The organism is Citrobacter sp. Cb080 (assembly GCF_030334745.1).
In the GTDB taxonomy this organism is placed as follows: Bacteria; Pseudomonadota; Gammaproteobacteria; order Enterobacterales; family Enterobacteriaceae; genus Citrobacter; species Citrobacter braakii.
This window is the reverse complement of sequence record NZ_JAOWDG010000078.1, coordinates 53047-64844: the sequence shown is the minus strand read 5'-3', so window position 1 is coordinate 64844 and position 11798 is coordinate 53047. Positions and strand designations below refer to the sequence as shown.

The window sequence follows — 11798 nt, the reverse complement described above, 5'->3', positions numbered from 1 at the left end:
ATTGAGGATGCGATGAGACAACCATTACCGGGGGAAGACGCCGTGAGCGCTGAAAATGAACTGGATATCCGTGGGTTGTTTCGTACCTTGTGGGCAGGGAAGGTGTGGATCGTCGGTATGGCTCTCGCCTTCGCGATAGCGGCCCTCGCCTATACGTTTTTTGCGCGTCAGGAGTGGAGCGCCACGGCGATTACTGACAGGCCAACGGTCAATATGTTGGGTGGCTTTTACTCTCAACAACAGTTTTTACGCAACCTGGATATTAAGGCCAGTCTTGCGTCCACGGACCAACCGTCAGTAATGGATGAGGCCTATAAAGAATTCATTATGCAGCTTGCCTCCTGGGATACACGCCGAGAATTCTGGCAGCAGACTGATTACTATAAGCAGCGTATGGTCGGTAATAGTAAAGCCGATGCGGCGATGCTGGATGAACTGATCAATAACATTCAGTTTTTACCTGGCGATGCGCTACGTAATACCAATGACAGCGTGAAGCTGATTGCCGAGACGGCTCCTGATGCCAACAATTTGCTGCGCCAGTACGTCGCGTTTGCCAGCCAACGCGCGGCACGTCATCTGAATGATGAGTTAAAAGGCGCATGGGCCGCACGCACTGTGCAGATGAAAGCGCAGGTCAAACGTCAGGAAGAAGTGGCAAAATCCATTTTCTCTCGCCGCGTCCACAGCATTGAACAAGCGCTTAAAATTGCTGAGCAGCATAATATTTCGCGTACTTCCACAGATGTTCCAGCTGATGAATTACCGGATTCAGAATTGTTCTTACTCGGACGTCCTATGTTGCAGGCGCGACTCGAGAATCTGCAGTCAATTGGTCCGGATTTCGATCTGGACTATTTCCAGAACAGGGCAATGCTGAACACCCTGAACGTTGGACCAACTTTAGATCCGCGTTTTCAGACCTATCGTTATTTGAGAACGCCGGAAGAGCCGGTAAAACGTGACAGCCCTCGTCGCGCCTTCCTGATGATTATGTGGGGTATCGTTGGGGCTCTGATCGGTGCTGGTGTCGCGTTAACCCGTCGCCGTACGATTTAGCAATGCCGTTGCAGTGAGGGGCTGGGCTCTCACTGCCAATCCGAAGAGAATCGATGTGAAAGTACTGACTGTATTTGGTACGCGACCGGAGGCCATTAAGATGGCTCCTCTGGTTCATGCGCTGGAAAAAGATCCTGATTTTGAGGCGAAAGTTTGCGTTACGGCGCAGCATCGGGAGATGCTCGATCAGGTGTTGAATCTTTTTTCCATTGTACCTGACTACGATCTCAATATTATGCAGCCAGGTCAGGGACTAACAGAAATAACCTGCCGCATCCTGGAAGGGTTAAAGCCTATTTTGGCTGAATTCAAGCCTGATGTGGTGTTGGTTCATGGTGATACCACAACCACGATTGCTACCAGTCTGGCCGCATTCTATCAGCGCATCCCGGTGGGGCATGTAGAGGCTGGTTTACGTACAGGCGATCTCTATTCACCATGGCCGGAAGAGGCTAATCGTACGCTGACCGGGCGTCTGGCAATGTATCATTTTGCCCCAACAGAAAACTCGCGGCAAAATCTGTTACGAGAAGCTATCCCTGATGATCGTATTTTCGTCACGGGTAATACGGTTATTGACGCGTTGATCTGGGTTCGGGATCGCGTACTGGGAAATGAGACGCTGCGTGCGGATCTAGCCGAACGTTATCCTTTCCTGGATGCTGATAAAAAGATGATCCTGGTGACCGGTCATCGTCGGGAAAGCTTCGGTCGCGGTTTTGAGCAAATCTGTCATGCCCTGGCGGAAATAGCCGCGTCTAACCAAAATGTGCAGATTGTCTATCCGGTACACCTGAACCCTAACGTCAGTGAGCCGGTCAATCGCATCCTGGGTCACGTTGAAAACGTGGTGTTGATTGAACCGCAGGACTACCTGCCATTCGTATGGCTGATGAATCACGCCTGGCTGATCCTTACTGATTCCGGCGGGATTCAGGAAGAAGCGCCGTCTCTGGGGAAACCTGTGCTGGTGATGCGTGAAACAACGGAGCGCCCGGAAGCTATTACCGCAGGGACTGTACGTCTGGTAGGTACAGACCCACAGCGGATTGTTGAAGAAGTCACGCGTTTGCTGCATGACGACAATGAATATCAGATCATGAGCCGCGCCCATAATCCGTATGGAGACGGGCTGGCATGTGACCGCATTTTAGATGCATTAAAAAATAATCGGATATCGCTATGAGTTTTACGACCATTTCTGTCATTGGGCTGGGTTATATCGGACTGCCAACGGCGGCTGCCTTTGCTTCCCGTCAAAAACACGTAATTGGCGTAGATATAAATCAACATGCGGTGGATACCATTAATCGCGGTGAAATTCACATCGTTGAGCCCGATCTGGGGGCGGTGGTGAAAACGGCGGTCGAAAATGGGTTTTTACGTGCGAGCGCGACACCCGTAGATGCTGATGCGTATCTGATTGCGGTGCCTACCCCGTTCAAGGGAGATCATGAACCCGATATGGTCTACGTAGAAGCCGCGGCGAAATCTATTGCGCCAGTTTTGAAAAAAGGCGCATTGGTGATTCTGGAATCCACCTCACCTGTCGGGGCAACTGAACAGATGGCCGCATGGCTTGCAGAAATGCGGGCTGACCTGACTTTCCCGCAGCAGGTCGGTGAACAGGCGGACGTTAACATTGCTTATTGCCCAGAGCGCGTACTGCCGGGTCAGGTAATGGTCGAACTGATTAAAAACGATCGGGTGATTGGAGGAATGACCTCCGTCTGTTCCGCGCGCGCCAGCGAGCTGTACAACATCTTTCTCGAAGGCGAATGTGTGGTAACCAACGCCCGAACCGCAGAAATGTGTAAGCTGACGGAAAATAGCTTTCGCGATGTCAATATCGCCTTCGCCAACGAACTGTCGCTGATTTGCGCCGATCAGGGGATCAACGTCTGGGAACTGATTCGGCTGGCAAACCGCCATCCACGCGTGAATATTTTGCAGCCCGGCCCTGGCGTAGGTGGACACTGTATCGCGGTCGATCCGTGGTTTATCGTGGCGCAGAACCCACAGCAGGCGAAATTGATCCGTACTGCACGTGAGGTAAACGATGGTAAACCGCATTGGGTGGTCGATCGTGTGAAGGCTGCCGTAGCCGACTGTCTGGCGGATACCAACAAACGGGCTAGCGAAGTAAAAATTGCCTGTTTTGGTCTGGCATTCAAACCCAATATTGACGATTTGCGTGAAAGCCCGGCGATGGGAATTGCGCAGAATATTGCGCAATGGCACAAAGGCGAAGTGCTGGTGGTGGAACCGAACATCCATCAACTGCCGAAAAAACTGGATGGTCTTTGCCAACTGGCGACGCTGGACGATGCTCTGGCACGTGCTGATGTGTTGGTCATGTTAGTTGACCATAATGAATTTAAAGCCATCAAAGGCGATGCGGTTCAACAGCAGTACATCGTTGATACCAAAGGGGTCTGGCGCTAATGAAACGAATTCTGGTTACCGGTGGAGCGGGATTTATCGGCTCGGCGGTTGTGCGACACATCATTCATGATACCGAGGATGCGGTGGTTGTGGTCGATAAGCTGACCTACGCCGGAAACCTGATGTCACTGGAGCCGGTTGCGCAGAATTCCCGTTTTGCCTTTGAGAAAGTGGATATTTGCGATCGGGCATCGCTCGACAAGGTGTTTCAACAATATCAGCCGGACTGCGTGATGCATCTGGCTGCAGAAAGCCATGTCGATCGTTCAATTGATGGTCCGGCCGCCTTTATCGAAACCAACATTGTGGGAACCTACACGCTGTTGGAAGCAGCGCGCGCTTACTGGAGTACATTAGCCAGCGAGGAAAAATTGGCGTTTCGTTTCCACCATATCTCGACTGACGAGGTGTATGGCGATCTCCATTCCACAGATGATTTCTTCACCGAAACCACGCCGTATGCGCCGAGCAGCCCTTATTCCGCGTCGAAAGCCAGCAGCGATCATCTGGTTCGCGCCTGGCTGCGTACCTACGGCCTGCCAACGCTGATTACCAACTGTTCCAATAACTATGGTCCGTACCATTTCCCGGAAAAACTGATTCCGCTGATGATCCTCAACGCACTGGCGGGCAAACCGTTGCCGGTATACGGCAATGGTCAACAGATCCGTGACTGGTTGTATGTAGAAGATCACGCCAGGGCGCTCTATTGCGTGGCGACGACGGGCACGGTTGGGGAAACCTATAATATTGGTGGCCATAACGAGCGTAAAAACCTGGATGTTGTCGAAACGGTTTGCAGCCTGTTGGAAGAGCTGGCTCCGCATAAACCGCAGGGCATCGCGCAGTACCGCGACTTGATCGCTTTTGTGGACGATCGCCCAGGCCATGATTTGCGTTACGCCATTGACGCTTCAAAAATTGCGCGTGAACTCGGGTGGATGCCGCAGGAAACGTTTGAAAGTGGAATGCGCAAAACCGTGCAGTGGTATCTGGATAATCAGGCATGGTGGAAACCCGTGCAGGACGGCAGTTACCAGGGCGAACGTTTAGGTCTGAAGGGCTAACAGCCTGGTTTTGCGGAGGAGACAACGCATGAAAGGTATCATTCTGGCGGGTGGCTCAGGTACTCGCCTGTATCCCATTACGCGGGGCGTATCGAAGCAACTATTGCCCATTTACGATAAGCCGATGATTTACTACCCGCTATCGGTACTGATGCTGGCGGGAATTCGCGAAATCCTGATTATCACCACTCCGGAAGATAAAGGCTATTTCCAGCGTTTGCTGGGCGATGGATCTGAGTTCGGCATTGAACTGCACTATGCTGAGCAACCGAGCCCGGATGGATTAGCGCAGGCTTTTATTATCGGTGAAACGTTTCTTAACGGTGAACCATCGTGCCTGGTGTTAGGGGACAACATCTTCTTTGGTCAAGGATTCAGTCCAAAACTGCGTCATGTGGCCGCCAGAACGCAAGGCGCGACGGTGTTTGGCTATCAGGTCATGGACCCTGAACGTTTTGGTGTTGTTGAGTTTGATGACAATTTTCGCGCAGTCTCTCTGGAAGAGAAGCCGAAAGCGCCGAAATCTAATTGGGCGGTGACAGGGCTCTATTTTTATGACAGCAAAGTGGTGGAATACGCGAAACGCGTGAAACCTTCTGAGCGTGGGGAGCTGGAGATTACGTCTATCAACCAGATGTATCTTGATGACGGACATCTGACGGTTGAATTGCTTGGGCGTGGCTTTGCCTGGCTGGATACCGGTACGCATGACAGTTTGATCGAAGCGAGCACTTTTGTGCAGACGGTGGAGAAACGCCAGGGCTTTAAAATAGCCTGTCTGGAAGAAATCGCCTGGCGTAACGGTTGGCTGGATGACGAAGGCGTGAAGCGTGCCGCCAGTTCACTGGCCAAAACGGGTTATGGTCAATACCTGCTGGAGCTGCTCCGTGCTCGTCCGCGCCAGTATTGAGCCGCTTAGCTGGGAAAATACGTTCTTTGGCGTGAATAGCGCCATTGTCCGTTTTGACCAACGCGCGCCGGTTCTAACTGCGGATGCGTTGCTGCCCTGGTCGCGTGTACAAGCAAAAATACTTGCCGCAAATAGCCATGAATTAGATGCTCTGCAGCATTTGGGTTTCTCACTGGTAGAAGGTGAAGTCGATTTTGTACTGCCGGTGACGTGTGCCAGCGGCGACCCCGGTGCGCAGGTCGCGCAACCTACGGATATCCCGGTATTACGCCATCTGGCAGGAAAGGCATTTGCGCAAAGTCGTTTTCGCGCCCCGTGGTATGCCGAAGATGCCAGCGCGCGTTTCTACGCACAGTGGATTGAAAACGCGGTGCTGGGGACGTTTGATCATCAGTGCCTCGTTTTTCGTAAACCGACTGGTGAGATTCGTGGCTATGTCTCGCTGCGTGAACTGAATGCGACCGAAGCGAGAATTGGCCTGCTGGCCGGGCGTGGTGCGGGTGCAGAACTGATGCAGGCCGCGCTTTGTTGGGCACAGGCCCGCGGTAAAACAACATTGCGCGTGGCGACCCAAATGGGCAACACCGCTGCGCTTAAACGTTATATACACAGTGGTGCGAATGTGGAAAGCACCGCGTATTGGTTATACAGGTGACACGATGATTCCATTTAATGCACCGCCGGTGGTGGGAACTGAACTCGATTACATGCAGTCTGCGATGAATAGCGGCAAACTGTGTGGTGACGGTGGCTTTACCCGTCGCTGTCAGCAGTGGCTGGAGCAGCATTTTGGCAGTGAGAAAGTGCTGCTGACGCCCTCCTGCACCGCATCGCTTGAGATGGCGGCATTGTTGCTGGACATCCAGCCTGGCGATGAAGTCATTATGCCGAGCTACACGTTTGTCTCTACGGCCAATGCCTTCGTGTTGCGCGGCGCGAAAATCGTCTTTGTTGATATCCGCCCGGATACCATGAACATTGACGAAACGCTGATTGAAGCGGCGATCACCGATAAAACCCGCGCTATTGTGCCGGTACATTACGCGGGCGTGGCCTGCGAAATGGATACCATCATGGGGCTGGCCACTAAACATAACCTGTATGTGGTGGAAGATGCCGCCCAGGGCGTCATGTCGACCTACAAGGGGCGTGCGCTGGGTACGATTGGTCACATCGGCTGCTTTAGCTTCCATGAGACCAAAAACTATACAGCAGGCGGGGAAGGTGGAGCGACGCTGATTAATGATAAAAAATTAGTCGAGCGTGCAGAGATCATCCGTGAAAAAGGGACGAACCGTAGTCAGTTTTTCCGCGGCCAGGTAGATAAGTATACCTGGCGTGATATCGGTTCCAGCTATTTGATGTCCGATCTGCAGGCGGCTTATCTGTGGGCGCAGTTGGAAGCGGCTGATCGTATTAACCAGCAGCGTCTGGCGCTGTGGCAAAAGTATTACGATGCCCTGGAACCGCTGGCGCGTGCCGGGCGTATTGAGCTGCCTTCGATACCGGAGGGTTGCGTACAGAATGCCCATATGTTTTACATCAAGCTGCGCGATATCGACGATCGCACGGCGTTGATTAACTTCCTGAAAGAAGCTGAAATTATGGCGGTGTTCCACTATATCCCGCTGCATGATTGCCCGGCTGGCGATAAATTCGGCGTGTTTGCCGGTGTTGATCGTTACACAACCAAAGAGAGCGAACGCCTGCTGCGTTTACCGCTGTTCTACAATCTGTCGCCGGTGAACCAGCGAACAGTCATTACGACCTTACTCAACTACTTCGCCTGATATGTCGCTTGCAAAAGCGTCCTTATGGACGGCGGCCAGTACGCTGGTAAAAATTGGTGCAGGTTTGCTGGTTGTGAAGTTGCTGGCGGTGTCGTTTGGACCGGCAGGCGTGGGGCAGGCGGGTAACTTCCGCCAGATGGTCACTGTGCTTGGCGTGTTGGCGGGGGCCGGCATTTTCAATGGCGTCACGAAATACGTTGCGCAGCATCATGACGATCCGGCCCGGCTCCGTAAGGTGGTCGGTACATCTTCCGCGATGGTGCTGGGATTCTCTACGCTGATGGCGGTGATTTTTTTGCTGGCGGCCGCACCTATCAGTCAGGGATTATTTGGTCATACTTATTATCAGGGGCTGGTTCGACTGGTTGCGCTGGTGCAGATGGGCATTGCCTGGGCGAACCTGCTGCTGGCGCTGATGAAGGGCTTCCGCGATGCGGCGGGTAACGCGCTGTCGTTGATTGTGGGGAGCCTGGTGGGTGTAGCGGCTTATTATGGCTGTTATCGCCTGGGAGGGTATGAAGGCGCCTTGCTGGGCCTGGCGCTGGTACCTGCGCTGGTCGTAATCCCTGCCGCTATAATGCTGATTAAGCGTGGGACTATCCCCCTGCATTACCTGAAACCCTCGTGGGATAACGGTCTGGCAGGGCAGTTAAGCAAGTTTACGCTGATGGCGCTGATTACCTCCGTAACGCTGCCAGTGGCATACGTGATGATGCGAAACCTGTTGGCGGCGCAGTACAGCTGGGATGATGTGGGGATCTGGCAGGGGGTGAGCAGTATCTCCGATGCTTATCTGCAATTTATCACCGCCTCATTCAGCGTTTACTTGCTGCCGACGTTGTCGCGTTTGACTGAAAAGCGCGACATTACACGCGAAGTGATCAAGTCGTTGAAATTCGTGCTGCCGGCGGTTGCTGCCGCAAGCTTTACCGTCTGGCTACTGCGCGATTTTGCTATCTGGCTGCTTTTCTCCGCTAAATTCACCGCCATGCGCGACCTGTTCGCCTGGCAACTGGTCGGTGATGTGCTGAAAGTCGGCGCCTATGTTTTCGGTTATCTGGTGATCGCGAAAGCGTCGCTGCGGTTTTATATCTTGGCAGAAATTAGCCAGTTCATGTTATTGACGGCGTTTGCACATTGGCTGATCCCTGCACATGGTGCGCTGGGCGCGGCACAGGCTTACATGGCAACGTACATTGTCTATTTCTCTCTTTGTTGTGGCGTGTTTTTACTCTGGCGTAGGCGGGTATGACTGTACTGATTCACGTTCTGGGATCGGATATCCCTCACCATAACCAAACCGTGCTGCGGTTTTTCAACGACTCGCTGGCCGCGATGAGCGAGCACGCGCGCACGTTTATGGTTGCAGGTCAGGATGCCGGATTCAGTGAGAACTGCCCGGCGTTATCGCTAAGCTTCTATGGTGGGAAAAAGGCGCTGGCTGAAGCGGTTATCGCGAAAGCAAAAGCGGATCGCCAACAGCGTTTTTTCTTCCACGGTCAGTTCAACACCAGCCTGTGGTTAGCGCTGCTGAGCGGGGGAATTAAACCGGAGCAGTTTTACTGGCATATCTGGGGCGCGGATTTATATGAAGTCTCCAGTGGACTGAAATTTCGCCTGTTTTACCCCATTCGCCGTATGGCGCAGAACCGCGTGGGCTGCGTATTTGCCACGCGGGGTGATTTGAGCTATTTCGCCGAACAGCATCCGCGCGTGCGTGGCGAGTTGCTCTATTTCCCAACGCGAATGGATCCCTCGCTCAATAATATGAGCAACGCGTGTCAGCGCAGCGGCAAGATGACGGTGCTGGTTGGCAACTCTGGCGATCGCAGCAATGAGCATATTGCCGCGCTCCGCGCCGTCCATCAGCAGTTCGGCGACACGGTGAATGTGATTGTACCGATGGGGTACCCCGCCAATAATGTGGCTTATATCGACGAGGTTCGTCAGGCCGGCCTGGCATTGTTTAGCGCTGAGAATCTGCAAATTTTAAGTGAAAAGCTGGAATTTGATGCCTATCTGACATTATTACGTCAGTGTGATTTGGGTTACTTTATTTTTGCCCGTCAGCAGGGGATCGGTACCCTGTGTTTACTGATTCAGGCCGGTATCCCGTGCGTGCTCAACCGTGAAAATCCCTTCTGGCAGGATATGGTGGAACAGAATCTCCCGGTGTTATTTACCACTGATGAGCTCAATGAAGGCGTCGTACGCGAAGCGCAGCGCCAGTTGGCATCGGTAGATAAAAATTCAATCACCTTCTTTAGCCCGAATTATCTGCAGCCGTGGCACAACGCGCTGCGCATTGCTTCAGGAGAAACCGTATGAGCCTGATGCAATTTAGTGGTCTGCTGGTGGTATGGCTGCTCTCCACCTTGTTTATCGCCACGCTGACCTGGTTTGAATTCCGCCGCGTGCGTTTTAACTTCAATGTTTTCTTCTCACTGCTGTTTTTGCTGACGTTCTTCTTCGGGTTCCCGTTGACCAGCATACTGGTGTTCCGTTTTGATGTGGCAGTGGCTCCGCCGGAGATCCTACTGCAGGCCTTGCTGTCAGCCGCCTGTTTCTATGCCGTCTACTACGTGACGTATAAAACCCGCCTTCGCAAGCGAGTCGAGGATAAGCCACGCAGGCCGCTATTTACCATCAATCGCGTTGAAGCGCATTTGACCTGGGTTATCCTGATGGCGATTGCATTGGTGAGCGTGGGCGTCTTCTTTATGCACAACGGATTCCTGCTGTTCAGACTGCAATCCTACAGCCAAATTTTTTCCAGCGAAGTCTCTGGGGTCGCTCTGAAGCGTTTCTTCTACTTCTTCATTCCGGCAATGCTGGTGGTCTATTTCCTGCGTCAGGACAGCAAAGCGTGGTTATTCTTCCTGGTGAGTACCGTCGCGTTTGGTTTGCTGACCTATATGATTGTTGGCGGGACGCGCGCCAATATCATCATTGCGTTTGCCATCTTCTTGTTTATCGGCATCATTCGCGGCTGGATTTCGCTGTGGATGCTGGCCGCCGCGGGCGTGCTGGGTATCGTCGGGATGTTCTGGCTGGCGCTGAAGCGCTATGGGATGAACGTTAGCGGCGACGAGGCGTTCTATACCTTCCTGTACCTCACGCGCGACACCTTCTCGCCGTGGGAGAATCTGGCGCTGTTGCTGCAAAATTACCACAATATTGAGTTTCAGGGGCTGGCGCCGATTGTCCGTGACTTCTACGTCTTTATCCCTTCCTGGCTTTGGCCTGGGCGGCCGAGTATTGTCCTCAACTCAGCGAACTACTTTACCTGGGAAGTGTTGAACAACCACTCAGGTCTGGCGATTTCGCCGACGTTAATTGGTTCACTGGTGGTGATGGGTGGGGCGCTGTTTATCCCGTTAGGCGCGATTGTCGTTGGACTCATCATCAAGTGGTTTGACTGGCTGTATGAGTTAGGCAACTGCGAAACCAATCGCTACAAGGCGGCGATTCTGCACAGTTTCTGTTTTGGCGCTATTTTCAATATGATCGTGTTGGCACGTGAAGGGCTGGATTCGTTTGTCTCGCGAGTGGTCTTTTTCCTCGTGATTTTCGGCGTGTGTCTGCTGGTGGCAAAACTGCTGTTTTGGCTATTCGATAGTGCGGGACTCATCCATAAACGAATCAAATCGCTGCCCCGGACACAGATTGAAGGATCGTAATGACAGATAACACAACTGCGCCACTCTACTCGCTGCGCGGGCTACAATTGATTGGCTGGCGCGATATGCAGCATGCGCTAAATTACCTGTTTGCCGAGGGACATCTCAGGTCAGGAACGCTGGTGGCAATCAACGCTGAGAAGATGCTGACGGCAGAAGATAACCCTGAAGTGCGGGATCTGATCAACGCCGCTGAGTTCAAATATGCGGATGGGATTAGCGTGGTGCGCTCAGTGCGCAAAAAATTTCCGCAGGCGCAGGTTTCACGCGTGGCAGGGGCTGATCTTTGGGAAGCGCTTATGGCGCGAGCTGGGCAGGAAGGAACGCCTGTTTTCCTGATTGGTGGCAAGCCTGAAGTTCTGGCGCAAACGGAAGCCAAACTGCGTGCCCAGTGGCGCGTGAACATTGTAGGCAGTCAGGACGGTTATTTTACCCCGGACCAGCGGCAGGCATTGTTTGAACGTATCCACGCCAGCGGTGCGCAGATTGTGACGGTGGCGATGGGCTCGCCGAAACAAGAGATCTTTATGCGTGACTGCCGGAAGACTCACCCTGAAGCGCTTTATATGGGCGTGGGTGGTACCTACGACGTCTTTACCGGTCACGTTAAGCGTGCGCCGCGAATCTGGCAGAGTCTGGGGCTGGAGTGGCTGTATCGCTTATTGTCGCAGCCAAGCCGTATCACTCGTCAACTTCGCTTATTACGCTATCTCCGCTGGCACTATACCGGCAACCTCTGACGCCCTCCCTCCTTTGATAAGTAGCGTGATCTGCTAATTACGCTACTTATTCACAACATAATCGCTGCTTTCTCACACAATCTATTTATTTTTTGAATGCTTTAATT

The 11798-nt window shown here is 52.9% G+C and carries 11 protein-coding genes; all 11 read left to right on the top strand.

What is annotated here, in order from left to right:
- Positions 1-12 precede the first annotated feature (12 nt).
- Genes wzzE through wecG form a run of 11 tightly spaced genes read left to right on the top strand, consistent with a single transcriptional unit; the run spans position 13 to position 11691 of the window.
- Positions 13-1059 (top strand): ECA polysaccharide chain length modulation protein, encoded by a 1047-nt coding sequence (gene wzzE / locus OGV38_RS17500; protein WP_104651950.1) that lies wholly within the window; start codon positions 13-15, stop codon positions 1057-1059.
- 55 nt (positions 1060-1114) lie between these two features.
- Positions 1115-2245: a non-hydrolyzing UDP-N-acetylglucosamine 2-epimerase gene (wecB, locus tag OGV38_RS17495; RefSeq protein ID WP_029139774.1), complete on the top strand. Its 1131-nt coding sequence runs from the start codon at positions 1115-1117 to the stop codon at positions 2243-2245.
- Entirely contained in the window at positions 2242-3504 is a 1263-nt protein-coding gene (gene wecC, locus OGV38_RS17490; protein ID WP_047416514.1) for a UDP-N-acetyl-D-mannosamine dehydrogenase, read from the top strand. The genes wecB and wecC overlap by 4 nt, the downstream gene beginning before the upstream one ends.
- Positions 3504-4571 (top strand): dTDP-glucose 4,6-dehydratase, encoded by a 1068-nt coding sequence (rffG, locus tag OGV38_RS17485; protein WP_016155111.1) that lies wholly within the window; start codon positions 3504-3506, stop codon positions 4569-4571. The genes wecC and rffG overlap by 1 nt, the downstream gene beginning before the upstream one ends.
- 28 nt (positions 4572-4599) lie before the next feature.
- Entirely contained in the window at positions 4600-5481 is an 882-nt protein-coding gene (rfbA, locus tag OGV38_RS17480) for a glucose-1-phosphate thymidylyltransferase RfbA (RefSeq protein ID WP_016155112.1), read from the top strand.
- The gene (gene rffC / locus OGV38_RS17475) at positions 5459-6136 is read left to right on the top strand and encodes a dTDP-4-amino-4,6-dideoxy-D-galactose acyltransferase (RefSeq protein WP_019078444.1); all 678 of its coding nucleotides are present in this window, start codon (positions 5459-5461) and stop codon (positions 6134-6136) included. Before rfbA ends, rffC begins: the two co-directional genes overlap by 23 nt.
- Positions 6137-6140: 4 nt before the next feature.
- Complete coding sequence (gene rffA, locus OGV38_RS17470; RefSeq protein ID WP_016155114.1) at positions 6141-7271, top strand: dTDP-4-amino-4,6-dideoxygalactose transaminase; 1131 nt, start codon at positions 6141-6143, stop codon at positions 7269-7271.
- A gap of 1 nt (position 7272) precedes the next feature.
- Positions 7273-8523, top strand: coding sequence for a lipid III flippase WzxE (wzxE, locus tag OGV38_RS17465; RefSeq protein WP_103284406.1), 1251 nt, complete (start codon positions 7273-7275; stop codon positions 8521-8523).
- Entirely contained in the window at positions 8520-9599 is a 1080-nt protein-coding gene (locus OGV38_RS17460) for a TDP-N-acetylfucosamine:lipid II N-acetylfucosaminyltransferase (RefSeq protein WP_185655121.1), read from the top strand. Before wzxE ends, OGV38_RS17460 begins: the two co-directional genes overlap by 4 nt.
- Positions 9596-10951 (top strand): ECA oligosaccharide polymerase, encoded by a 1356-nt coding sequence (gene wzyE, locus OGV38_RS17455; RefSeq protein ID WP_047358751.1) that lies wholly within the window; start codon positions 9596-9598, stop codon positions 10949-10951. The genes OGV38_RS17460 and wzyE overlap by 4 nt, the downstream gene beginning before the upstream one ends.
- The gene (gene wecG / locus OGV38_RS17450; RefSeq protein ID WP_019078441.1) at positions 10951-11691 is read left to right on the top strand and encodes a lipopolysaccharide N-acetylmannosaminouronosyltransferase; all 741 of its coding nucleotides are present in this window, start codon (positions 10951-10953) and stop codon (positions 11689-11691) included. Before wzyE ends, wecG begins: the two co-directional genes overlap by 1 nt.
- Positions 11692-11798: the final 107 nt, after the last annotated feature.

Coding starts and splice junctions, on each gene's coding strand:
- wzzE (WP_104651950.1), top strand. CDS start 13: ATGAGACAACCATTACCGGGGGAAGACGCCGTGAGCGCTGAAAATGAA.
- wecC (WP_047416514.1), top strand. CDS start 2,242: ATGAGTTTTACGACCATTTCTGTCATTGGGCTGGGTTATATCGGACTG.
- rffG (WP_016155111.1), top strand. CDS start 3,504: ATGAAACGAATTCTGGTTACCGGTGGAGCGGGATTTATCGGCTCGGCG.
- rfbA (WP_016155112.1), top strand. CDS start 4,600: ATGAAAGGTATCATTCTGGCGGGTGGCTCAGGTACTCGCCTGTATCCC.
- rffA (WP_016155114.1), top strand. CDS start 6,141: ATGATTCCATTTAATGCACCGCCGGTGGTGGGAACTGAACTCGATTAC.
- wzxE (WP_103284406.1), top strand. CDS start 7,273: ATGTCGCTTGCAAAAGCGTCCTTATGGACGGCGGCCAGTACGCTGGTA.
- OGV38_RS17460 (WP_185655121.1), top strand. CDS start 8,520: ATGACTGTACTGATTCACGTTCTGGGATCGGATATCCCTCACCATAAC.
- wzyE (WP_047358751.1), top strand. CDS start 9,596: ATGAGCCTGATGCAATTTAGTGGTCTGCTGGTGGTATGGCTGCTCTCC.
- wecG (WP_019078441.1), top strand. CDS start 10,951: ATGACAGATAACACAACTGCGCCACTCTACTCGCTGCGCGGGCTACAA.